Genomic DNA, 23597 nt, shown 5'->3' with positions numbered 1-23597 from the left:
GAGAGGGTGTTACCGGAGCGGCGGGTACGGCCGCCCCGGTATCGTCAGTCGGGAGGTTACTGACGAGGGAGGAAAGCGTTGGTTTTCCACAGGTCGTAGCCGTCACGGAATTCTTTCATGTCGGCCAGGACTTTCGCGAAGTAGGCGTCGTTTGCTGCTTCTTCAGCGGCAACTTCTTCCCAAGTCGCACGGAACGTATCCAGCATCTCGGGCGACCATTGCTTGATGGTGACGCCGTTGTTTTCGACATTATCGATCAGAGCCGCGTGCTGGATCGCTTCACCTTCGGCAAAGCTGTCAGCCATCGAAGCCTTACAGGCGCTTTCGATAATCGCCTTGTGCTGGTCGCTGGTTTCGTTCCAGACATCTTTGTTGATCAACAGTTCGAACACGGTCGCCTGCTGGTGCCAGCCAGGGAAGTAGTTGAATTTCACCAGCTTGTGGAAGCCCAGACGCGCGTCGATGGCGGGCATAGAGAATTCGGTCGCGTCGATGGCGCCTTTTTCCAGCGCGGGGAAGATCTCACCACCCGGCAGCAGCGAAGTAGCCACACCCAGTTTCTGCATCACTTTACCGCCCAGACCGAAGAAGCGCATCTTCAGGCCGTTCAGATCCTCGGGCGAGTTGATCTCGGACGCGAACCAGCCCGAAGTTTCCGGAGCAATGATGGCGCAAGGCAGAACGTGAACGTTGTAACCCGCTTGATCATACATCTCTTGGTATAGGGTCAGGCCGTTTCCGTAATACAGCCACGCCATATATTCGCCTGCTTCGGGGCCGAAGGGAACGGCGGAAAACAGCGGTGCAGCCGGGATTTTACCCGCCCAGTAACCGGCAGTGGTGTAGCCCGAGTTGATCTTGCCTGTGGACACAGCGTCCAGGATTTCAAACGGCGGAACCAGCTTGCCGGGTTCATAAACCTTCATTTTCAGTGTGCCGCCCGACATTACGTCCAACTGTTCGGCAACGCGCGGGATCGGCGAGCCGAGGCCCGGCAGTTCGGTCGAGAACGCAATCGGGGTTTTCAGCAACAGCTTGTCAGCGGCAACCGCAGGTGCGGCCATCAGGCTGGCGGCCACGGCGAGGCTCGTCAGGGTCTTTTTCATGAATTCTCCTCCAGGGTTGGTCAGGGCATCTACCCCAATCAGCGGCGCAGGCTCTTCCAGCACCTCTCCGGTGGTAAATTAACTTTACCAATGCAAACCAGTCAACAATTTTATTTACCACTGGTCAGGACGACTGGTCCCACCGCTACGGGAAGCCAGAGCTTCAGTAAGATAAGGCAAAAGCCCATGACTCATGCTGCCTGCCTGTTTTTCTTGAAAAATCATTAGGCTGCGCTTCAAACACCCGCCCGACACGCTCGCTTGAATTTTTCACGAAAATGGTTATGTTTATTTACCAGTAATCCCAGGTCCCGCAGCTAGCAGAGGCAAGGCAACATGAGCCCCACGGCGATTTTTGAACCGGTTGGACACGAATCGCTGGCCGATGCCGTGGTGGCCCAGATTGAGGATCTGATCGCGTCGGGCATTCTGAAACAGGGTCGCAAACTCCCCTCCGAACGCGATCTGGCCGAGATGCTACGCGTGTCACGACCGAAACTGCGAGAAGCCCTCGCGGTTCTGGAAGAACGCGGGCTGGTGACCACCCAACATGGCGAAGGCACCTTCGTTGCCGCGCTAACCGGACAGGCAATGATGCCCGCGCTGCTGGCGCTGTATGAACGACACGAACCCGCCTTTTTTGACTATCTGGAGTACCGGCGCGAGCAGGAACGTTTTGCCGCCCGCCTCGCTGCACGGCGGGCGACCAAGGCCGACAAAGAGCGGATCGCCGAAATTCTGGCCGAAAATGAGCGCGCCTGGCGTGACAACGATACCAAGGCCTCGCAGGAGGCCGATTTTGCTCTGCATTCCGCAATCGTGGATGCAAGTCAAAATGCGACCCTGATACATATCATGGCCTCAATTTACGAACTCACCCGAAAGGGCGTGTTCTACAACCGCGATTTCCTGAAAACGATAGACGGAACGGGGCGGCAGCTGTTGGCTCAGCACTTGGAGCTGGGCCAAGCGGTAATCGAAGGAGATGAGGAACGCGCCGCCAAAGCCGCCGTTGACCATATCGACTTTGTCGAGGAGTCCTTCAGATTGGGAATCGAACGCAACCGCCGCGAAGCCATGGCAGAAAAACGCAGGCTGCTGTCTGAACGGTAGTTGGGAGAACCGGGGACGCCTTATAAGTGAGACCCCTACCACAATCTCAACTTACCAAAGCTCGGTATCTATTACGATTTGCTTTTGTTCTTCTTCTCGCCCAAATATGCACGCTCGGCATGATTAGGCCCGCCATAGGCGCTTCGTTCCGCCAAAATCTGGGTCACTCGTGAAGTAAGATCATAGGTCTAAATCAATAAGTCCGAGGCCTAAGACCAGCAAATCCTGCGACAGAGCTTGCAGGAATACCAGACACTTTCAGCATCCAATTGGCCGTCCTCCGCAAGAATTTATTGGGCAATCCTGTATCCGCTGGCTTGGCGCCAGAAAGGCGCAACCCCATCATGAGGGTAATAACAACAGGGTGCATCCTCTGTTTTCCATATTCCTGTTCCGGTCCGCTCACGCAATGCACAGTCAATCGGAACCAGGCGCGCCATATTGAACGGCTCAATCTGTGGGTGACTCCACCCTTCGCCGGACTCTGAAAGAAGATGTTTCATTGCTGATATCAATCTCTCTCCGGCGGCGCTGCTCCAAGGACGAAGCCCCACACTTTCCAGCAAATTAAACAGGTTTATCCAGGATTGCACATTGAACGTACAGTAGTGCTGAGTCAGCGTGCGTTCCATCTCATGCGGTTGCTCGCCACTCGGTGTGATAGTGCCGAGTATCCGTGCTTGGGCTCTCAAATTGATTTCTTGCAGCGTCTGGACGTCATTCAGAAAGGCTGCGATGGACGCCGTCTGCAGATCAAAACAGGTACCGTGGTTGTTCACGGCTCGGCATTCATCGGCACCTTGCTCACTGGTTGTCAGCCACCCCAAAAATTCCGAACACCAGGTTTTCAGTCCCTCAATAAGCACTTCATTTTCCAAAAATTGAGCCGCGTCGAGGAAGAAGTAGAAGTCCTTTGTTTCGATCACGCCGTGGTGTAGCCCCTTGTCATCCTGATGCCCCCTGCGCACCTGAGCGAAATTCAGATTGGGGTTCATCCTCGTTTCTGCGTTGATGAACCATGTTTGAATCAGGCTTTCGGCCTTGTCCGAGTATTTTTTTTCTCCGGTCGCGCGCGCCGCGAGGACAAGCACAGTTGTATCGTCGAAAAGCCTTTGCAATCGGGTTCTATCATATCGGTCGCTATCGGCCTCATAGAGCCGTGTTCCTGGTACCCGCTTGCCGTCCTGACGAATATAGGGCAGCCCATCTTTTTTCTTGGGATTGGGCCACCAGTAGGGCGCAGGGTGAAAATAATCGTTCAAGTCACCACTTGGCGCTGGCTCTGGCTTATCTGTCACAGAATACAGCCCACGGGTCAGTGCCTCATCCGCGGCAGAAAGGAGCGCGATGTAATCTGGGTCACTGAAATTGGCCGAAAGTACGTCAAGTCGATCGGGGTCGTAGAAGAAATGGCCATGACCCCGCAATTTCTCTGTCACCTTGCTCGCTTCCAGCATGTCCAGAGTCGCGCGGATAGCTTCATTTCTTGCCAACCCCCGATTCTTTAAGCTTTTTGTACCTTCTTTTTCCAAGCCCGATTGGCCGGAAAACAGTCGAGCTACCCAGCCCGCCTGTGCAACTCTGTGGCCTTCCGGACTGACTTTTCGCGGCGGGCTGTCAAAGAAATCCACTAGCCAATACTGCCACGGGCCCTCTATACCCAAATGAACAAACAGTTCGACCTTTGGTCTACGACCGTAGGGGTGGGTCTCATCAAACCGCAGGGGGGCGTCGCACCGGAACGCCATCTGTGGCTCTTCAGTCGCATTAAACGTGGCGTCGTCATCAAGAAGGTCCGCATTGTCCTGCATCCGAGCCATTGGGACTGTGAAATAACGTTTGTCCCTATTGGCCACAACGTCATCGCGAAATGAGCCCCAGGCATTTTTGGTAAAATAGCAATTGCCATCAAACGGCAGCGCCCATTTTGCATGATGCAAGCACAGTTTAAGTGCTGCATTTCGCGCGCCGTTATTGTTCATGACATAGTTGTTCTTAGCTCGGTAGGCCTGAGTTACCATTCTGGCTCGAGTTTCCGCTTCCACCGAATCGAGCGTGCCATCAGAAAAGACCAACGGGTTTTCGAATGTTTCAAAGTCATAGCCCGTCGTTTGCAATTCATCGGCATCGAAGGGGATTCTTTCATACGTCTGTTGATGCTCATCCAGTAGTGAAAGCAATTTTGCTTCGTTATCAGGATCAAAAATCCGGTTGAGAATCCAAAGCTTGGTGCAGTTTTCAAGTTCAGGTTCGTTTTCCAGAATGAACTTTAAGTTCGCCAAAGACTGACCAGCGGCATGCCGGGGGATCAGATCGTTCCCAATGATGCGGCAAAGTGCAAACGTATCGGGCAAAGAATTGACTCGTTCTTCTTCCCCTTCGTCCCTCACCGCAGGCGCAACGGACGCAAGCGATCCGGCGATTTCACCCATGCGGCCTTTGGGGCGCTGTAATCCCGCCACGCGCATTTTTCTCTTTCGATTGCGCATCACCAGGTAGATTGGCAACAACACGGGAGATAACAGAACAAGTACAGGCGACAGTAGGATGAGTATGAGATTGCGCCGTTTCTTACGGCGAATTCGTTCCTCCAGAGAGCGGGTGGGTTTTCTCGCCTCTGTTCCCAACTTCATGATCATTGATTCAACCTGTTCTTGCGTAAAGTGAAGCGGTGCAAGTGCTTCAGAATTCACTGACGCTGAAAATACTTATTCTCAATCTCACTAACGCTCACGAAGTGCAAGCTCGGGCTTCTACCACGTTGTCGCCACCCATGAGCCTCCTCAACCGAACTGGTTCACCACCATGTTTAGGAGACAAAGGGCCAAGAATGACGAACAAGCGATTAAAGCCCGAAGGGTATTTCGAAGTTACGACAGGTCGAGACGCTGAAGTGGCAAGGTATGTCGAGTTTCAATGCGATCAGGCGGATTAGTCTTTGCAAACCTATTACCGTTGGATAAAGGACAGTGCGAGAGCTTCAACGGGCGAAAGCTCATCGGGGAGGGCTTTTTCGGCCTCCGCGAGGCTCAAATTCTGCCCCAGAAACCATCATACCCATGGAACAGAGGCTGCTCAGTAACCACTGCCAAATGATAACACTCTAAACAAAGCCGTGGCGCACAACTATTGACCTAATGCTATTTTCGAATATCCGACTGTCGAAACCAAAGAAGCCGAAATGTTTCTGAGATCATAACTAGACGCAGGACGTATTGTACCCTCCAAATAGCCAAAACCTGCCGTAAATTGAGGTCCGGCTTTTTCCGCAGGGTTTTGAACGTTCGGAATGAGGGGATCAGTTTTTGGATCGGTGGGACATAGTTTAAGGCACCGCGTCCGGCGTTTCGGCGCAACCTCGCCCCTTCGATACGACGTACTTTTGTTGCGAATTCGCGCAAAGTGGACCGGGCGGGATGGCGGACGATTGCGTCGGCGGCAAAAAAAATCGGCTCACCTGCCGCAGTCGCCCGATCATTCCACTCCATATCGCCCCCTGATAACACCTCGCTGTTGAACAAACCGACGCGGTCAAACATGTCGCGGCGCACGATGAGGTTGGCCGTGACGGCGCGGCCGCGTTCCACCCATTTCCTTTGCTCAAGACCGAGGTGGTAATCGTACAACTCAACAGCTGTCCATTCGGAGCCATTGGGAACAAGCACTACATCACCCCCAAAACGGCCAAATTCTGGGTGCTCCTGTGCGATACGTAGTCCGCTTTCGACATATTCGGGCACCGGCAAACAATCAGAGTCGGTGAAAAACAGCAGATCGGTGCTCGCGGCGGCAATCCCCCTGTTTCGGGCAGCGTAAGACCCCGGTTTGCCTTCCGTGAGTATCTGCGCATTTGTCGGAAGCCGGAAGTCTTCAGGAGTGGAATCCAAGGGGTCATTGTTTACCACAATGATCTCGAATTTTTGTGGCTCAACAGTCTGAGACGCAAGGCAATCCAGGCACGACTGCAGCTTGTCCCAGCTATGGTAAGTCGGAATTATAACTGATGCATCCATGTCATTTCTTACCGTATTAGGCCATCGCGGATTTCTATTGACGTCAGAAGTTTGCGAATGGGTGGCGTCGCCGGCGAGAAATTACACTGGACTGGCAACGCTTTGTCTAGATTCACCTATAATTGGTCAGCATGAACAACATTCGCATATTGATGATCATACAAAGCCCGAAATGGGCCGTTATTTTTAAGCAGCTCTTTGGCGTTTCCTTTTTCAACAACTTGACCGGCCTCAATCACCACGATTTGGTCAGCATGAAGAATAGTGGAAAGACGGTGGGCGACGATAATGGTTGTGCGCCCGGAAGTCAGCCGCTGCAAGGCCTCCTGCACTAGGTGTTCGGACTTCGAGTCGAGTGCGCTTGTCGGCTCGTCAAGCAGCAAAATTGGGCTGTCCCGCAACAAGGCGCGGGCGATCGCCAACCGCTGCTTTTGACCACCAGACAGGAAAGCGCCATTTTCGCCTACAAGAGTGTCGAAACCGTCTTCGAGGTCTGTGATAAAATCGTAGGCGTTTGCGGCTTTTGCGGCTTCGATCACATCCTGCCGCGACGCCCCTTCTCGGCCCAGCCGAATATTGTCGGCAATAGATGCCGAGAACAAAAAGGTTTCCTGTCCGACAAACGACATGTTCGCTCGTAGGCTTGCAAACGAAGCATGCTTAACGTCCTGCCCATCAATCGCGACCACGCCAGATTGCGGGTCGTAAAGGCGGAGCGCGAGGTTAAGGATCGTCGATTTTCCTCCGCCGGACAAACCAACAAGCGCGGTGGTTTTTCCAGCGTCAAAAGTTAGGGAAAAGTCTTTGAGTATTGGTTCGATGGTGCGATAGCCGAAGGTGACATCCTCAAACTTTATCTCTCTGGGGCCGGAAGGCAGGGCTTGGGGATCCTTTCCCTCAGCCAAGGTTTCAGGTTGATCCAGTAGATTAAACAGCATTTTTACACGCCGCAAACCGATCTCAAGCTTGACGCGAACGCGTGACAGCCTTTTGGCTGGTTCGTATGCCATCATCAATGCAGTCACGAATGACATCAACTCTCCGGGCGTGGATTTCCCAGACCCGAATATGTTGGCCGCACTCAAACCAATGACTGACGCAATGGCAAAGCCCGCAAGGACATCCATCAAAGGGCTAGTAGCAGCTTGTAGACGTGCTAGTTTATTTCGGCGTTTCTCGACACTTTTGACGGACTCGTACATGCGATCGGCCATCCGCTTTTCCAGCCCGAACGACTTTATGACCCGGATACCACCAGACGTTTCCTGGATCACTTGCATGATCCCCCCAAGAGATTGCATTTCCATATCTGCGATCTCTCGCACTCTTCGCAAAAGAGTTCTGACGCCCCAGATCGCAAGAGGACCAATTACCAAAGTGAAAAGCGACAACAGAGGTTGCTGGTAGAACATAACCGCCAACAATCCAATCAAGCTCAGCGTGTCGCGAACGGCCGTGGTAACGATCGTCTCGATGACTTGGCGCGCTGCCTGAGCAGATTGGGTAACCCTCATCAGCAGATTAGAGCTTTCCGTAAGATTGAAGAAAGACACGCCCTGACGCAGCAACTTATCATAGAGTTTTATCTGCTGAAGCGAAACAATTCGGTTACCAGCACGCGTCAAGGCTACAACCTGTACGTAGGTTGCAACCCCTTTGACCAGAAAAATTACAAATACTGCGATGGAGACACTCAAGACCTGCGAGGCATTATCTGCCTCGAACAGCGAGTCCACGACATCTCTCATAATGAAAGCGATGGCAGCGGTGGTAGCTGCAACAAACACCATTGCAAGTATGGCAATAATGTATGGGACCCTCTGAGATTTCAGGTTTTCCCGTAACAAGCGCCATAAGATCGAATTGTTCAGCGTTTCTGCAATATTCAGTTTTGTTTTCTGCAATGCAAAATTCCAACGTATCCGAGTTGCATTTGTTCCTGATCGAATTCGGGCCGTTATGCAACCCCACCTACTTGGTCATGAATTCGTCAGGTCGCAATAGTAGACACCGATCGTACGTAGGAGGAGACCACGCTCAAACCTGCATCCTTGGGAAAATAGCAGCCTTTCAAGGGCTCGCTTTAAAGCCGTCAGAGAACCAGTTGTTTTGAACATACGTTTGGAATTGGTATGCCCGTCAATCCAAACCTAAAGTTTATGGTACACCCAAAGCATCAAATTCGTAACGCCACGACCTCGGGCTTTCTGGTACATACTGAGATCGCAGGAGAAATGTGACGGGCATGTTGTCGTCTCTGATCGTTTTAAGAGGATTCAACATAACCCCAAATCCGGCCTTCGGTTGAAGCGGCTGGTTCGAAGTTTGTCAGTGACCGGTGACTTTCTTGTAAAGTGCAGATTTATAGCCGAATGGGATGCTCAGAACGCCGACGAGCCAACCTGCGGTGCGCGCGATATCGATAAGTCTTTTTTTTGGTTGGAATGGCAGCAACACGATCAACCCCGCCAATGCGACTATTCGAAATGGCGCGGTGGCAATCTGCATCACCGCGTTGACTGGTCTACGTTCTAGCCTTCTTCGCATATAAGCGTTGGATTGATCGCGACCGCGTGCAGCCTGATACCAAAAAGACAGACGTTCGGGAGGTATCCTTTCATAAACAAACGCATTGTCGACCCAACCGACAGGCAAACCTGCAGCAACAGTTTCAGCGTAAAACTTGGCGTCAGTACCGCCTGTCATCCGCATGGTTTCGTCGAACCAGATATTGTGGTCGGTAAATAGCCGGGTCTCCCCCAGCCAGTTATTGGTCACGATTGTCACTCCACCGGTATCTTCAAGCGTGGCCCGCTTGGAGGCTTTCCTTTCCTTTGTCAGATACCGATTTTCAATATTGCTTAGCATGAGCCGCTGTATTGCGGTCTCGGCTCCTGAGGGTGGTGCAGCCCGCAGAGGGGCTCCTAACAGAACGGCCGAACTGGTTCTGTATCCGGTCACCAAACGGTCTAACCAATCTTGGGCAACGGTTTCGTCGTCATCCATAAAACACAGCAAATCAGATCCATGCGCGATCGCATGGCGGGCGGCGCAATTGCGACCGAATGGTATGCCCGGTTCCGTCTCAAGTGCATAAAGAAGAGGCATGCCATTTGGCAGGGTTTCGCCATATGCTCGAACCACTGCTTCACTGTGGGGAACCGTGTCATTTTCGACCACGAGGCACTGGACTGAACAGTTTTCTGGAACAGTCATCCCTCCCCAGCTTTCGAGCAATGCCGACAGCATTTCCGGGCGCTGCCTGGTCAGGGCTGAGACGGTGATCTTTAAATGTGTTAAATGACGATCCATAGAAATTCCATAAAGCTAACATTTGGATTTGGTAAGCCTGTTTTTAGTCCCGAAAAACAGCCTTTAGACAGATATCTTCTAGCTTGGTCAGCGCTCAAGCCGGTAACCACCCAGTGCGGGCGCATGCGGTGATCAACAGCCGCACGCTCACTCACGATGGAATCGAAGTTATGAATTTGATCCGCAAGGACAGGCTCACAATTGGATTCAACGCATTTCTTCAATTCTTGAAACTGGGTGCATTGCCCGCGGGTCCCGGACGTTCTCTTCAGTCAGTCAGAAACTTTGCCACAAATCCCGTTGCGATCCCCATTTTTTCGCGCAGTGGTCACTTACCAATTCTTTGTATTTTGCATCTTCGGTATTGTAGTGCGCAAAATGATAATCTTTTGCGCACTAGGTAAGCACCAGAATTTTATAACCTACGGACCCAGTCACACAATGCTCGGGCAAGTTTCAATCTTTGAAACAGCCAAGCCCCTAAAAGCCAACTGATAGATTATTGCAGTTCAGTTTTTGGCGCGAAGCTCACCCAGATAAGAGGCGAGTTGCTCAACAATATCCAGCGCGCCTTCGTCCGTGACGCTCTGGCCACGTATACGGATGCGCAATTCTCCTGCGGACACCTCGGCCAAGATCTCCCCTCCATCCGAAAGTGAAACAGGAGCCAATCGCTGTACCTGCTGCGGGCGCCCACCCCGCGCTTTGTCTTTTGCGGAAGCAGGTGCCCCTTTCAGAGCTGCTTCGATGAGTGCCCATTCAGACTTGGGGTCCAACTCTCCCGCCTCAGCCAATGCCTGACGCAACCTGACCTGTGCACCGTCTCTTAGAGCGGACGCCAACCTCAGCCCGGACTTCTCGGTCAGAGAAACGGGGTGCTGCAACAGATCTCCAAGTGATTCATGGACCATGGCAAAACTACGGACCTTTGATCTTTTGGCCTTGGAAGACGCAGCAAACAGCACGTCAACAGCAGCTTCAGTCGAGGGAAAGACCCCCTGCCCCGCTGCCAATACCGCGATACGCCCTCGTTCATAGGGGCTGAGATTGGCCCGGAGTTCGTTTTCTTCGACCATGGACACATAGGCGCCCTGCCCCGATCCGGCTTCTCGGATGAACGCAGGGATTTCGCGAAAACGTGGTTCAGTTTCCGCGAGATGTAGAAAGGCTTTCAGTCGCCGAAAACCCGAGATCAGTCCAAAGCCATCACCATCGCGCGTTACTTCAATTGGGGTACGCAAACCGTGAACGCGCAGAGATTCCAAGAGTTCGGCCATCGCTTCTTCGTCCTCGACCATGCGGTCCCGGCGAATGAAATCGGCGTTGATCTGATCCAGCGGCAGCATCTCTGCAACCAACCCGGCGCCCTGAGCATCCCGCCATTTGGTCGCGTCACCCTGGTCCTGTGCCAAGGCGACTCGATCCGTGACTGCCGTCAGACTATTCAACGCAGCCGCTTCCGCTGCGACCTGAGCTATAGGAGGCGTTGACGACTTCGACTCGAATGGACTGATCGAGGGTTTCGCCACGAAACCTGCCTCAAGCTGCTCAAGCTCTGCAGTATCCGGAGCACTCAATCTTCTGCGTTTAGCCATTTGCTTCTTCTCCCATCTGCGCGTCGCGCCACCAGCAACCAATCAACACCTGCTTGAATTCAGCATAGGTACGATCAAAGGTCTCTCGCCCGCGAACATAGGTATCCCGGTTGAAGTCCCTGTAGTCTGCCTCGTAAATACCGTTGACCTGTTCGCCCGCCTGCCCGACTAAAGCGGTGTAGTCCTGCCGGTAAGCGTTCATGAAATCGCCAAAATAGGCCTGAATGACATTTGCCATATCGGTCTGTTGACTAGCATCAAATCGGGTGATGATTGCCCTCACCACATCCCATTCGAACTTAAGCTCGGGCAAACCAGCCGCCCTTTGAGCGGCGTTTTCTCCATCTTCGATACTGGCGAAAGTGGTGTAGAGCATGTCAAAGAACCGACCGGTCGAGTCAAATTCCAGAAAAGAAGCCCCCAGCGGAACCAATAGAATATCCGCAGCAGCCAGCGCATTAATCGTTAGGTACCCAAGTGCAGGAGGCGTATCCAAGAAAACGATGTCGTAATCATTCAAAACACCTTCATCATGCAGGAAGTTGGTTAAGCCATCCCAAAGCGGCCAACTCCTCAGCCCCATACGCCAAACTGGAATTTGGAATTCCGCCCAGTACAAGTTCAGCTGCGCTCCAATCAGATCGATGTTGGGCCAGTGCGTCTTCTGGATCACGTCACGGGGCAGGGTGTTGAGCGCCTCCTGCAAGGTCTCATCCAACGGGATATCAGGGTGCCCGGCTGCGGCGCGAACCCGGTTTTCTTCCTGCACTGCACGCGCGTAGTCTTTGGCAATCAACGGAAAAACAGTTTGCCATTCATCTGCAACGTTTCCACCGAGGATGGAGGTCATCGACCCCTGGCTATCTAGATCGATGACCAGAACCTTATACCCGTCTAATGCCGCTGACATAGCCAGATGCGCAGCTGTTGACGTTTTACCGACACCACCCTTGAAATTAGCAACGGCGACGACTTTTGCAGGAAGTCCATCAGGTCGGTAGGGCAGGTATTCCTTAGTGCTCACACCTTCGGCAGCAAAATGCTTGCGAAGCATGAGTACTTCTTCGAGTGTAAACCACTTAGATCCTGCCTCACCTTCGCCTTGTGGCAAATCCGGGTTGGCCTTGAGGACTCGCCGTAGATGCGCCGGGGCGACTGGGATTAGATACTTTGTTATCTCCCAAATAGAAAAGCGTCTTAGTCTTTTCTCACCATCGGGGGCATATCCACGACGGGCAAGGTCTTCACGTCCTTTGGCGCAAAACGTCGCTGCTTTTGCGAATCGCGATGTGCCAATAGGATCAGGTAGCTTCTTTGCTGCAAGCTCCGGGTCAAGATTCAGATATGGCGGCAAGGGAGGTTGGTTAGGTTTATTCACTGTCGATGCCTCAGATAATGTTCGCCTTAGCGGCGTATATTGCGCAACATAGCGAACATTTTCCTGCGAAGCTATCCTTTGAATGCGGGTTTTCCACAGAATAGGTGCTGAAAGCCTGGTTTCGTGGCGAAACCGAATAAAATAGAAGAACACACGGCTAACAAAAGTTTATTATTTTTATATTGTTTAGAATCTTTAGAACAGAAATAGTTAAATAAAACAATAACTAAGACCTATTTAGGTACCTGTATACGGTTCTAAAGGTGCCTGCATTCAGGATCAAAGGTGCCCGTACACGGGATGAAAGGTTCTGTTTTTCAGTAAGAAGGGTTCCGATTCGCAGGACTTTGAATTTGCAGACAGTTTAGGCCCTAATTAGCGGAGTTTTGTCTTGTCTTCCTCAACAACGGACTCGCGAAGAGGCTGCCAAATTGAGCATTGCTGTGGATAACTCAGGGGTGCGCAACGCTAGGTACCCGGATACGGGATGCGGCGTCTCCTGTATTTGGGTACCTAAATTAAATTGATCCCTAGGTACTTTTCGTGCCAGAAATATAAAAACGAGCAGCCAGGCAGAATCATGCCGGATACACAAATAAATATGGACCAGCTTGCCGGACCTTTGCGCCGGGAAACGGTTAAGAAGAACGTTGCCGCAATCCACATCAGCGGTAAGCTTACGTTGTTGCAGCGTAAGCTTTCGAATGTATTGCTTTTGAATGCATACGATGCGCTGACCTCCGCCCAGACACACACGATCGATGCCCGTACATTGGCGATGATGGTTGGCTATAACTCGAATGATTTCGATACACTCCGAGCCAGTCTGCGCGCTTTGGCCGAAACCGTTGCAGAGTGGGATATGCTGGATGAGCAGGGCCGGCAGGAATGGGGTGTGTCTTCATTGTTAAGCTTTGCCAAACTGAAAAACGGTGTTTGCGAATATGCCTACTCTCCGGCATTGGCGCAGAAACTGTACGATCCAAAAATCTATGCTTTGATCAATGTTCAGATTCAACGCAACTTTAGCTCTGGTCACGGTCTCGCGCTCTATGAAAATTGCTATAGGTTTGTTCGAACTGGCTCGACCGGTTGGTGGTCCTTGGATGTTTTCCGCAAGCTCATGGGGGTGGACGGTAGCGACTATTACAGCAGTTTCAAGCATCTCAATGCGAAGATCATCAAGCCTGCTGTTGCTGAGGTCAACAAAAGCTCTGACATTCTGATTGAACCAGAGTTCCAGAAGAAAGGGCGTTCCGTTACTGATATCCGCTTTTTGATCAAGGGCAATCCTCAGAAAGCGATGTTTGAGATCGATGACAGTGACGGAGTGCGAAATCTGCAGGTGTACAAGACGCTGCGCAATCAGGGTGTCTCGGACCGGTTGGCGCGTCAGTGGATTGCCGAGCATGGTGAAGACTATGTGCAGCAAAAACTGGATTATGTCAGAGGGCAGGGTGATGTGAAGTCGACGGTAGGGTATTTGTCCGCGGCTTTACGGGACGATTACCAACCGGTTGAAGCGGCCTCTCCGAAAGAACCAAGTCCCGAAGCCGTCGAAGCCGCGAGACTTCGAGAGGTTAAAAAGGCCCAAGAAGATCAGGCCTATGCGGCGCGAGCCGCGGACCGTGCCGAGCGGTCTCGCAAGCTGACCATTGTTGAAGATCTGGTTTCGCGGCGAAACCCGACACAACGCGATGCTGACAAGCGTCTGTTTTTGGCCGGGCTCGACAACGATTTAGACCGAGAGCACTTCCGTGCTCATGGCTGGCGTTCCGGATTAAACGCCAATGCAATCTTCGAATTCTGGGAAGAACTGGAGCCTGACGCATTCGCGTAAGGCCCCAAGTTTGGAGCCTTAATAGCTCCCTATCGGTTCAGCGGTTTTTCATAGCAGATTTGAGTGCATCTGCAAAAGCGCTGTTCTGTGCATTATCGCCGGATTTTGCGTGTTGAGGGCCTTTGGGTCCAGAGGAGCTTAGGTTCTTTCTTGGTCCGCGACTCACTCGATCTTCGCGGGCTGAGGCTCCGCCATCCTTTCGCATGGTAAGGCCGATCCGTTTCCGTGACACATCAACCTCCACCACGGTAACCTTGACCACCTGCCCGGCTTTGACCACTTCATGCGGGTCTTTTACGAACCGATCAGCCAACTGGCTGACATGAACCAAGCCGTCCTGGTGAACGCCGATGTCAACGAAAGCACCAAAGGCTGCGACGTTGGTCACTGTTCCCTCAAGCACCATTCCGGGTTTCAAATCGGTAATGTCTTCGACACCATCGGTGAAGGACGCAGTGACAAAGCTGGGTCGCGGGTCGCGGCCTGGTTTTTCCAACTCTGTAAAAATATCCCGCACAGTCGGCAGTCCAAACGTGTCATTGACAAACTGTTCCGCCCGCAATCCCTTGAGTGCCCCGTCGCTCCCCATGATCTGACGGATATCGCGCCCGCAGGCCGAGACGATCTGGCGCGCCACGCCGTATGCCTCGGGGTGGACCGAAGACGCGTCCAATGGTTCTACGCCTTCTCTGATGCGCAAAAAACCTGCGCATTGTTCATACGCACGAGGGCCGAGCCGGGAAACACTCAGCAGTTCCTTGCGTGACGTAAACGCGCCATTCAAGTCGCGATGCATCACGATCGCTTCGGCCAATCCAGGCCCCAAACCCGATACGTGAGAGAGTAGGGGCGCGGACGCCGTGTTCAGGTCTACGCCCACCGCATTCACCACGTCTTCGATCACTGAAGCCAGCGATTGCGATAGCCGGTGCTGGTCGACGTCATGCTGATACTGGCCGACCCCAATGGATTTGGGTTCGATCTTCACCAATTCAGCCAGAGGGTCTTGCAGGCGACGGGCAATCGAAACTGCCCCGCGCAGTGATACATCAAGATCCGGAAACTCGCGCGCGGCCAGTTCCGATGCAGAGTAAACCGAAGCACCGGCTTCCGACACGACGACCTTGGTCGGGGTGGTGACGGTCTTGGGCAGAAGTTTCAGCGTATCGGCCACCATCTTCTCAGTCTCGCGGCTGGCCGTGCCATTGCCGATGGCGATCAGTTCGATTTTGTGAGAGGCGATCAGGTTCAGAATGGTTGCCTGCGCTCCTCGCAGATTATTCTTTGGCTGAAAAGGATAGAGAGTATCGGTCGCAACCACCTTGCCGGTCGCATCTACGACTGCGGCTTTGACGCCCGTGCGAATTCCAGGGTCCAGACCCAGTGTTGCCCGTGCGCCGGCCGGAGCGGCAAATAGCAGGTCTTTCAGGTTTCGAGAAAAAACCTGAATAGCCTCCTCTTGTGCGCGACTGCGCAAATCAGCCATCAGCTCAACCATCATCGACAGGGATAGTTTCACTCGCCAGGTCCACCCCGCCACCTTGCGTAGCCATTTGTCGGCAGGACCGTCGCTGCGCGTGTGCAAATGGGCAGCGACAATTGCCTCGGCTCTTGCCGCACCGGTTTCGGGGTCAGGCGCGACATCCAGGGTTACGATCCCCTCTTTCGAGGCGCGCAGCATCGCAAGTGCACGGTGCGAGGGAGTTTTGGCCCACAGCTCCGAATGGTTGAAATAGTCGCTGAATTTCGCGCCTTCCTGCTCTTTGCCGTCGATTACTTTCGAGGTCAGCAGAGCTTCGCGCTGCATGAAGCTCCGCAACTCACCCAGTAGGGCGGCGTTTTCGGTTAGACGTTCGGTGATGATATCTCGCGCACCGTTTAGGGCGTCTTTGGTGGTCGGCACCGCCTCAGTCATGTAGCCGTGCGCCAGGATCTCGGGGTCGGCCGAGCGGTCGGACAGAATGGCATCCGCCAGCGGTTCCAGCCCGTTTTCGCGCGCGATCTTTGCCTTGGTGCGGCGCTTAGGTTTGTAGGGCAGGTAAATATCTTCCAACTGCGCCTTGGTGTCTGCCTGCGCGATGGATTTGGCCAATTCGTCGGTCAGTTTGCCCTGATCCTTGATCGACCCTAGGATCGTTTCGCGCCGCGCTTCCAACTCGCGTAGATAGGACAGGCGGTCTGACAGGGTGCGTAGCTGAGTGTCGTCCAGCCCACCCGTCACCTCTTTGCGATAGCGGGCGACAAAGGGCACGGTGGCTCCTTCGTCCAGCAGTTTTACCGCGGCGCCGACCTGTTCGGGCCGGGCGTTGATCTCGGTGGCGATGGTGCGGGCGATGCGGTCCAAGGGGGCCTCCTGAATATGTCTGGAGGGACTTCTTAGCCAGCCGCATTACCAAGGGAAAGGGGCTTTACGTTGCCTGCACTTCTTCGGCCAATGTCTGCAGATCGTCATACAGGGTTTTGGCGACTTCAATATATCCTCGCTCGGTGTTCCGCGCCCTAGCAGCGAAGCGCCGTTGAGAGGGCAGGCGGGCACCTTGGTCGGCAATGTCGGTGAACAGGCGCTCGGCACGATCGTCATTCTCAGTAACCCGACCACCGCTGAACTGGGCCGGATCGAAGGCCAGCAGGATTTCTCCGTGATAGGGCGCGCCGCCTGCGCCTTCAGCGAATTCCATGCTTTCCAGGCTGGTCAGGTCGTCGATCAACGGGCCGGCCAGCAATTCGATCATGATCGAGAGGGCCGAGCCTTTGTAGCTGCCAAAGGTCAGCATGGCACCGTCCATAGCGGCCTGGGGATCAGTTGTCGGGTTGCCGTCTTTGTCGATGGCGACACCCTCGGGTAGGGGTTTGCCTGCGCGGCGATAGAGTTCGATCTCACCCCGGGCAAAAGCGCTGGTGGCGAAGTCAAAGGTGAACGGGTCTTTGCCCGGACGCGGCCAGCTAAAGGCCAGCGGGTTGGTGCCAAGGCTGCCTCTTGTGCCACCCGCCGGGGCAACCCAGGCATGGCTGGGTACCATAGCCATCGCAGCCAGACCGACCGAGGACAGGCGTTCTACCTCGGGCCAGAGCGCTGAGAAGTGGAAGCAACGGTTAATCGCCATTGCGGCAATGCCGTGGGTGCGGGTTTTCTCGATCAGCACCGGCAGAGCCTTTTCAAAGGCTAGCAGAGACATGCCACCCTGCGCGTCCACACGGACGACGGCATTGTCCGAAGGTTCAAGTGTCGGCTCCACATGCCCGTCAATTTGCCCGGCCTTTATCGTGTCGGCGCACATGAACAGGCGGAACAGTCCGTGGGACTGGCAATCGTCGATCTGGCAAGTGGTCAGCATGTTGGCGATGGCTGCTGCGTGATCCGGTCCGAAGCCAGATTTGGTGAGGATTGACAGGCTGAGGCTCCGGATCTCATCCAATGTCAGTTTGACCGTTTCGCTCATGATCTGCGCCTCCCTCATATGTGCTGCGACAAGGGATAACGTGGCTGAGCGGCTAAAGGGAACCCGGTTTCAGCCGGGTTCGGGATTAGCCTTGTGTCTCAGCCTGCAGGTAAGCAATCAGGTTGGCGATATCCCCGTCCTTTTTAAGGCCGGGAAACTGCATTTTGTTGCCGGGGATGGTACCGCGCGGGTCGGACAGGAACGCGGTCAGGGTTTCGGTGGTCCAGACGACGCCTGACTTTTGCAACGGCGCGGAGTAGCGGAACCCGTCGGACTGCCCGGCCGTGGCACCGATGATGCCATGCAGGGATGGGCCGACTGTGTGGTGGTCTTCATCCAGCTTGTGGCAGGCGCTGCACTTGCGGAACACTTTCTTACCCGCTTTGACGTCCCCTGTAACGGCGGCCACAGCGATCGGGGCAGGAGCAACCGGGGCCTGTTCCTCATCCCTGTTGAAGATCAGTCGCGCGGTCACCGGCACAGTCCGGGTGATGCCCGGCAGGCTGGCGAGTTCCATCAGCTTGTCGACGCCGGCATTCACGCCTGCATCCTCGGTGCTTAGGAACACCATGTCATTGGTCGACACCTTGACTTGGGTCTCGGTCAGACGCGCCATGAACATCTCAGCGTCAAATGTCACGTCTGTCCCCGACAGAGACAATACGGCTTGGGCATCGACAGTGGTGGTTTCGCCGACGCTCAGGCCTGAAACCTCAGCCATATCAAACTTGGTCGTCAGAGATGCGGTCCCGGCCTTGCTGAACACATGTTCGATCATCCGTTTGTTGCGAATGTCGATATTGGTTTCGACCGAGGACAGGTCGATCTCAACCTCTGCCTTGCCGCCCGGGGTGACATGGCCGCGGAGGCCGGTGAACGAATTGACCTCGCCCACAGTGTCTTTCTTGATTGAACCGTAGGCCAGATGCGAGCCTGCGGGAGCCAAGGTCCAGCTTTCCGCCAGAGCTGGGGCTGCAACAATTGCCGACGCAATCGTGACTGCCTTCAACAGAAGTTTCATTTCATTCCTCCTCGGATTATGTCAGTCCTGACCCCGCGGGCCCGGTCCGTGGAAAGCAAACACACACAGGTCGCGATTTATTCGATGGGCGGTGAGATTAGTTCAGAACAGGCCGTACGCGGTGCGATCCAGACCCATTCGAAACGAGTTTGGCGGTTCGGGCTGGCGTTATCCGGCGCGTCGGACGTGGCCGACGATCTGCTGCAGTCCACATGTTTACGCGCGTTAGAGCGTCACCATCAGGTCACCTCCTATGACAGGCTGGACAGTTGGTTGATGACGATCTGCCGTTCGATCTGGTTGAATGAAGTGCGTGCGCGCTCGGTTCGTAAGGCTCAGGCACTATCCGTCACGCCCGAAGCGGAATTAATTTCGCATGAGGCGGACTCAGAAACGAATATTTTCGCTGCTGAAGTGTTTACACAAGTGATGCAGCTGCCAGAAGCGCAGCGGGAAACGGTAACGCTTGTTTTCGTAGAGGGTTACAGCTACCGCGAAGCCGCTGCGTTGCTGGAGGTGCCGATAGGGACTATCATGAGCCGGTTGTCAAGCGCCCGGCAGAAACTGAAAACCGTGATGCAGCATGAGGCGGCAGACGCCGTTCGACGGAGTGGCAAATGAAGTTTTCCGATGAGACGCTGCTGGCGTATCTGGAAGGCAATCTGGATGAAGCCGAAGCCCGTTCGGTCGAAAGTGCGGTGGAGGAGAATCCCGAACTTGAGCAACGCCTGATGGCGCTGGATCCATTTGCACCTGTGGTTCAGGCTGTGTTCGAGCGTTTACCAGCCGAAGATCCGAAGATTGATCTGCCAGAACCCGAGCCCCATACCCAACCCGCTGTTGGGGGACTTCGATTGCTGGCCGTTGCGGCCTCGGTAGCGGTTGTGGCCGCGTCGGCAACTTTCTGGGCTACACGCCCCCAGCCGATGGGCTGGGCCGAGCAGGCCGCTATTTACCAGTCACTTTACGTGCCGGATACGATTGCGGCGCTGGACACTTCGTCCGAGGCTTTGGCCGCACAATTTGCGCAGGCTGAGGAACAGCTGGGTCGTTCGCTCAACCGAGAGGCGCTAGAGGCGCTGCCGGGGGTGGAGTTGAAACGTGCGCAGGTCCTGTCCTTCAAGGGCAAGCCGCTGATTCAGATCGTCTTTGCCGACGCGCAGGGCCGACCCTTTGCCTTCTGTGTGATCCGGCAGGGGGACGGTGCGCCGAGAAAGGACGTCAAACAGGCAGTGCTGAGTGGGTTGGCTACGGCCACATGGGCGCAGGATGGTTATGGGTACATGCTGATCGGCAGCAGCGAGCAGAGTGATCTGAGCGGGCAGTTGGATTTTCTAACTGAAAATTTTGCCAGTTAAACGCGTAATGCGCAAAAAAAACGTCTTGTGAACTGGGGAAAATCCTCGAAGTATACCGGGCATGACAAGAAAGCCCGTCATGCCTGATCTGGATGAGGACGCCGACGCGGTTGGTCCTTCCAGTATCTATGACGTGGACCCGCCCGAAGACGATGACTTGTGGTTTCTGCCTCCCGAGGATGAAGAGGCTGTAGATGACTTCCTGATCCCGGGTCCAAAAGCTGATCGGCGGTTGCTTTTCGATCCGCGGGACTGGCGCGCGGCTCAAGCTGAGCTTTCTTATGAGTTGGCGGATCTGGCTGCCATCTTCGGCGCTTTGGACGAACGCCTTCGTGCCGGACCAAAAGGCTGGACCCATCGACTGGCCCTGATGGACGTGTCTGATCTGGGGTGGTGGACGGGAGATCGGATCAGTGTCGACCGGCTCGCCCTTTGGACCGGACTGCGGATCGGTGCGACCGGAGACGACGTGCAAGCTCTGTTCCGGGCTGGCTGGGCTGTGCGGCGGTTGACGTCAGGTCCGGGCCCCTCCGAAGGGGGGTGGGAGACAGGTCTAACCGCATTTCTGGACCGTATGGCCCAAGGGTTTGATGAGATCCCAGAGGCCGTGGCCGACTTGGCTGAGGTTATGCGAAATTCCGAAGGCCTGCATCCGGTGACGCAGGCTGCAATTGGGTTTCACGCCTGGCGTGCCTTGTCACCGGGGATCGGGCAGGATACCGAAGCCGCGATTATCGCAGGTCGTCACGCGGCAACGATGGGACGGGGGGGGGCGATGTTCATGCCCTTGGCTCTGTCGGGACCCGGGGCATTGCGCGGGGCTGGGGGCGTGGACGACAAGCTTTCGGCCTGGGTCAACGGGGCAGGGCAGGCGGCTCTGGCGGCGCTGATGCATCTGGACCGGGTCAGCGCGTGGGAACAGCGCGCCCGAGAGGCAACCAGCGGGCTGAGCGGACGGACTCCACCTTTGTTGATCGACGTACTGACTGCTTGGCCGATGGTCTCGGCGCCGTTGGCCGAAGAGATAACAAAGGCATCACGGGCGGCAGTACAGCGTAACATCGACCGTTTTACAAGACGTGGGCTGATCCGCGAAGTGACAGGGCAGGGGCGTTACCGGGTCTGGACTGCAGCGCTTTAGCCCAGCAAGCAGCCACAGAACGCCCGAGCCGAAGCTCGGGCAACCTGACGACTTAGAACCAGCGGCCAACCGCAATGGCCGTTGGGATCAACATCGTCGTATCGTTTGCCGTGGCCAGCACCTTGAACCCCACCTCAGTCTCTGTTGGTGCGTCGAACGCGATGAACCGATTGCTTGCACCCCCGCTGCCGCTAACGGCGACTGTTACTCCGGTGGCAAAGGCCACCGGGAAATCCCAGACCGCCACATTGCTTGCGAACAAGGCACCGTCATCGCTGGTACAGCCTGTGGCGGGTAGTGAAACGAAGCAAATTTGTGTACCGTCTGCATGGCGCACGAATTCGCCATTGGACGTGGAGCCACGTTCGATCACAGCTCCGGTCGGCGTACCGCCACTTTCCGACACGATCCCCAATAGGTTGCCCGGACCATAGCCGAAATCCGCTCGCATCAGCCGGCCGGTGGTCGTATCGTCAGCGCTTGCCTGAACCGCCGCGCCACTGGCTGTGCCTGTCGATGGGTTTAAGCTCAGGGCGTCAGTCCAACTGCCGCCGTCTGGAGATAGTTTGATAGCAAACCCGTTATTTCCCGACAGACCCATCTCGGCGTGCCCTGTCCAGTTGGACTGAAACAGCAATGACGCGGTGTCGCTGGCGCTGGCTTTGTTGATTTTCAACTGATGTCCGGTGCCATCATGGCTGAGCAGTGTTGCCGGTGAGCGCACCGACAGGCGGTTGGTGCTGTCATAGCCCGTGGCAATACCCACACCGTCCAGGTTTTGCGTCGCTATCGGAGGGTCAATCCAGGCGCTGCCGTCCCAGACCAGCATTTGCCCGGCGCTTTCGTCCCATGCGCGCCACCCCGCACGGGGGGATACAAAGTGCCAGGCGTTGTCCAGCCAGACGGCAAGCGAACCAGCCTGCCCCGACCATTCCCCTGTCGGGGCATTGCCCAATGCATGAATTTCTCCCTGATCCGGCGCGGCGGGCGGGATCGTGGCATTGGTCGAAATCACTGTGAGTTGAGTAACTATGTCAAGCTGCCGCAATGCTTCATTGTGGGTTACGTGTTTCTGAGCCTGTGATGGTTGCAAAAAAGGCAGGTTCAAACGGGGTGAATTTTGTGACACGGGCGTCCTCCTGAGGCTGTCGGTTCGACATTTGATTTGCGCACCACATTGCCGTCCCGTGGATGAATCCCTGCTGACCGGGGCGAACGCCGGGAAAATACTTTGCTAACTTTTAAACGCCCGAAATAAAACTGGGCCGAGGCACAGTACGCCTCGGCCCAGAAAAGGTTGTCAAATCGCCAAAGGCTTAAACAGTGCGTTACTGCGCCGCTTGGCCTGTTGCCACGATGTCGTGCAAGTACTGGTTTAGATCTTCACGCAGGTCGTCCCGAGCCAACGCGAACGCCACAGTGGCCTGCAAGAAACCAGACTTAGAGCCGCAGTCAAACCGCTGACCATCGAACTTGTAGCCAAATACCGGCACGCCATTGCCAATATCCTCGGCGATAGCATCGGTTAGCTGAATCTCACCGCCGCTGCCTTTTTTCTTTTGGTTCAGATTGTACAGCACTGACGGACCCAGCACATAGCGTCCGATTACAGCCAGATTGGAAGGTGCCTCTTCGGGTTTTGGTTTCTCCACCATGCCGCGTGCGCGCACGACCGTGCCGATATTGTCGCCTACGTCCAGCACACCGTAGGAGCTGGTCTTGTCAGAAGGTACTTCCATAGCTGCAACCATGTTCCCGCCGGTTTCTTCGTAGGCTTCAACCATCTGCTGTAGACAGGGTTTTTCGGCAGCAATCACGTCATCGGGCAGCATGACCGCAAACGGCTCATCCCCAATCAGGCGGCGGGCGCACCAGACGGCGTGTCCCAGACCAAGCGCTTTATGCTGGCGGATATAGGCGATCGCTCCGCTTTCCATGTTGGTTGCGTTCAGCGTTTCCAGAAGCTGGTCCTTGCCCTTGGTTTTGAGCTCCTGCTCAAGAACCAAGTTGTGGTCGAAATAATCTTCAAGGGCAGACTTACCGCGCGACGTGACAAAAATGAATTCAGTAATTCCAGCGGCACGCGCCTCGTCGATGGCGTACTGCACCAACGGGCGATCAACCAGTGTCATGATCTCTTTTGGTACTGACTTTGTGGCTGGCAAAAACCGGGTGCCGAGCCCTGCAACGGGGAAGATCGCCTTCGTGACCTTGCGTGCCATATAACCTCTCAAGTTACTAAAACAATGACTGTTAGATTTGAACTACGAGGACCTATTA

The 23597-nt window shown here is 54.8% G+C and carries 17 protein-coding genes; 5 read left to right on the top strand and 12 right to left on the bottom strand.

The features are described 5' to 3' along the window. Positions 1-56: 56 nt before the first annotated feature. Entirely contained in the window at positions 57-1106 is a 1050-nt protein-coding gene (locus ABLN94_RS06550) for a TRAP transporter substrate-binding protein (protein ID WP_170494538.1), read from the bottom strand. A 336-nt stretch (positions 1107-1442) separates the two neighbouring features. Between ABLN94_RS06550 and ABLN94_RS06545 the strand changes: the two genes are divergently transcribed. Then, entirely contained in the window at positions 1443-2219 is a 777-nt protein-coding gene (locus ABLN94_RS06545; protein ID WP_352990637.1) for a FadR/GntR family transcriptional regulator, read from the top strand. 290 nt (positions 2220-2509) lie between these two features. Here ABLN94_RS06545 and ABLN94_RS06540 read toward each other — a convergent pair whose 3' ends face one another. The 6 genes from ABLN94_RS06540 to ABLN94_RS06515 all read right to left on the bottom strand — a co-directional run bounded on the left by ABLN94_RS06540 (position 2510) and on the right by ABLN94_RS06515 (position 12517). Continuing rightward, positions 2510-4858 carry an alginate lyase family protein gene (locus ABLN94_RS06540; RefSeq protein WP_352990634.1) on the bottom strand — a complete coding sequence of 783 codons (2349 nt, stop codon included), beginning with the start codon at positions 4856-4858 and terminating at the stop codon, positions 2510-2512. 501 nt (positions 4859-5359) lie between these two features. Beyond that, positions 5360-6232, bottom strand: coding sequence for a glycosyltransferase family 2 protein (locus tag ABLN94_RS06535; protein ID WP_352990632.1), 873 nt, complete (start codon positions 6230-6232; stop codon positions 5360-5362). A 116-nt stretch (positions 6233-6348) separates the two neighbouring features. Beyond that, positions 6349-8136 (bottom strand): ABC transporter ATP-binding protein, encoded by a 1788-nt coding sequence (locus ABLN94_RS06530; RefSeq protein ID WP_352990629.1) that lies wholly within the window; start codon positions 8134-8136, stop codon positions 6349-6351. A 424-nt stretch (positions 8137-8560) separates the two neighbouring features. Then, on the bottom strand, positions 8561-9544 hold the full coding sequence (locus ABLN94_RS06525; protein ID WP_352990626.1) for a glycosyltransferase family A protein: 984 nt from the start codon (positions 9542-9544) through the stop codon (positions 8561-8563). 509 nt (positions 9545-10053) lie between these two features. Then, positions 10054-11139 carry a ParB/RepB/Spo0J family partition protein gene (locus ABLN94_RS06520; protein WP_352990623.1) on the bottom strand — a complete coding sequence of 362 codons (1086 nt, stop codon included), beginning with the start codon at positions 11137-11139 and terminating at the stop codon, positions 10054-10056. Further along, positions 11132-12517: an AAA family ATPase gene (locus ABLN94_RS06515; RefSeq protein WP_170492609.1), complete on the bottom strand. Its 1386-nt coding sequence runs from the start codon at positions 12515-12517 to the stop codon at positions 11132-11134. Before ABLN94_RS06515 ends, ABLN94_RS06520 begins: the two co-directional genes overlap by 8 nt. Before the next feature lie 580 nt (positions 12518-13097). Between ABLN94_RS06515 and ABLN94_RS06510 the strand changes: the two genes are divergently transcribed. After that, positions 13098-14357: a replication initiation protein gene (locus ABLN94_RS06510; protein WP_352990619.1), complete on the top strand. Its 1260-nt coding sequence runs from the start codon at positions 13098-13100 to the stop codon at positions 14355-14357. Positions 14358-14394: 37 nt separating this feature from the next. Here ABLN94_RS06510 and ABLN94_RS06505 read toward each other — a convergent pair whose 3' ends face one another. The 3 genes from ABLN94_RS06505 to ABLN94_RS06495 form a co-directional block, all read right to left on the bottom strand. Beyond that, positions 14395-16701, bottom strand: coding sequence for a Tex family protein (locus tag ABLN94_RS06505; protein ID WP_352990616.1), 2307 nt, complete (start codon positions 16699-16701; stop codon positions 14395-14397). Positions 16702-16765: 64 nt separating this feature from the next. Next, positions 16766-17797, bottom strand: coding sequence for an Ldh family oxidoreductase (locus ABLN94_RS06500; RefSeq protein ID WP_352990613.1), 1032 nt, complete (start codon positions 17795-17797; stop codon positions 16766-16768). 85 nt (positions 17798-17882) lie between these two features. Then, the gene (locus tag ABLN94_RS06495) at positions 17883-18818 is read right to left on the bottom strand and encodes a cytochrome c family protein (RefSeq protein WP_352990611.1); all 936 of its coding nucleotides are present in this window, start codon (positions 18816-18818) and stop codon (positions 17883-17885) included. A gap of 48 nt (positions 18819-18866) precedes the next feature. Here ABLN94_RS06495 and ABLN94_RS06490 point away from each other — a divergent pair, with 48 nt between their 5' ends. The 3 genes from ABLN94_RS06490 to ABLN94_RS06480 all read left to right on the top strand — a co-directional run bounded on the left by ABLN94_RS06490 (position 18867) and on the right by ABLN94_RS06480 (position 21317). After that, entirely contained in the window at positions 18867-19439 is a 573-nt protein-coding gene (locus ABLN94_RS06490; RefSeq protein WP_352990608.1) for an RNA polymerase sigma factor, read from the top strand. Further along, positions 19436-20176 (top strand): hypothetical protein, encoded by a 741-nt coding sequence (locus ABLN94_RS06485; protein WP_352990605.1) that lies wholly within the window; start codon positions 19436-19438, stop codon positions 20174-20176. The genes ABLN94_RS06490 and ABLN94_RS06485 overlap by 4 nt, the downstream gene beginning before the upstream one ends. A 61-nt stretch (positions 20177-20237) precedes the next feature. Further along, positions 20238-21317, top strand: a complete 1080-nt coding sequence (locus tag ABLN94_RS06480) for a helix-turn-helix domain-containing protein (protein WP_352990602.1) — start codon at positions 20238-20240, stop codon at positions 21315-21317. A gap of 52 nt (positions 21318-21369) precedes the next feature. Here the strand turns inward: ABLN94_RS06480 and ABLN94_RS06475 are convergent, their stop codons facing one another. Both ABLN94_RS06475 and galU read right to left on the bottom strand, forming a co-directional pair. Further along, positions 21370-22446 (bottom strand): DUF2793 domain-containing protein, encoded by a 1077-nt coding sequence (locus tag ABLN94_RS06475; RefSeq protein ID WP_352990599.1) that lies wholly within the window; start codon positions 22444-22446, stop codon positions 21370-21372. A 199-nt stretch (positions 22447-22645) separates the two neighbouring features. Then, complete coding sequence (galU, locus tag ABLN94_RS06470; RefSeq protein ID WP_352990596.1) at positions 22646-23539, bottom strand: UTP--glucose-1-phosphate uridylyltransferase GalU; 894 nt, start codon at positions 23537-23539, stop codon at positions 22646-22648. Between the last annotated feature and the right edge of the window lie 58 nt (positions 23540-23597).

This window comes from Ruegeria sp. SCP11 (genome assembly GCF_040329455.1).
GTDB lineage: Bacteria > Pseudomonadota > Alphaproteobacteria > Rhodobacterales > Rhodobacteraceae > Ruegeria > Ruegeria atlantica_E.
This window is presented reverse-complemented; position numbering and strand designations above follow the sequence as displayed.

Excerpts from the sequence above, each read along its gene's own strand:
- ABLN94_RS06550 (WP_170494538.1), bottom strand. The coding sequence starts at position 1,106 with ATGAAAAAGACCCTGACGAGCCTCGCCGTGGCCGCCAGCCTGATGGCC.
- ABLN94_RS06545 (WP_352990637.1), top strand. The coding sequence starts at position 1,443 with ATGAGCCCCACGGCGATTTTTGAACCGGTTGGACACGAATCGCTGGCC.
- ABLN94_RS06540 (WP_352990634.1), bottom strand. The coding sequence starts at position 4,858 with ATGATCATGAAGTTGGGAACAGAGGCGAGAAAACCCACCCGCTCTCTG.
- ABLN94_RS06535 (WP_352990632.1), bottom strand. The coding sequence starts at position 6,232 with ATGGATGCATCAGTTATAATTCCGACTTACCATAGCTGGGACAAGCTG.
- ABLN94_RS06525 (WP_352990626.1), bottom strand. The coding sequence starts at position 9,544 with ATGGATCGTCATTTAACACATTTAAAGATCACCGTCTCAGCCCTGACC.
- ABLN94_RS06520 (WP_352990623.1), bottom strand. The coding sequence starts at position 11,139 with ATGGCTAAACGCAGAAGATTGAGTGCTCCGGATACTGCAGAGCTTGAG.
- ABLN94_RS06510 (WP_352990619.1), top strand. The coding sequence starts at position 13,098 with ATGCCGGATACACAAATAAATATGGACCAGCTTGCCGGACCTTTGCGC.
- ABLN94_RS06500 (WP_352990613.1), bottom strand. The coding sequence starts at position 17,797 with ATGAGCGAAACGGTCAAACTGACATTGGATGAGATCCGGAGCCTCAGC.
- ABLN94_RS06495 (WP_352990611.1), bottom strand. The coding sequence starts at position 18,818 with ATGAAACTTCTGTTGAAGGCAGTCACGATTGCGTCGGCAATTGTTGCA.
- ABLN94_RS06485 (WP_352990605.1), top strand. The coding sequence starts at position 19,436 with ATGAAGTTTTCCGATGAGACGCTGCTGGCGTATCTGGAAGGCAATCTG.
- ABLN94_RS06480 (WP_352990602.1), top strand. The coding sequence starts at position 20,238 with ATGACAAGAAAGCCCGTCATGCCTGATCTGGATGAGGACGCCGACGCG.
- galU (WP_352990596.1), bottom strand. The coding sequence starts at position 23,539 with ATGGCACGCAAGGTCACGAAGGCGATCTTCCCCGTTGCAGGGCTCGGC.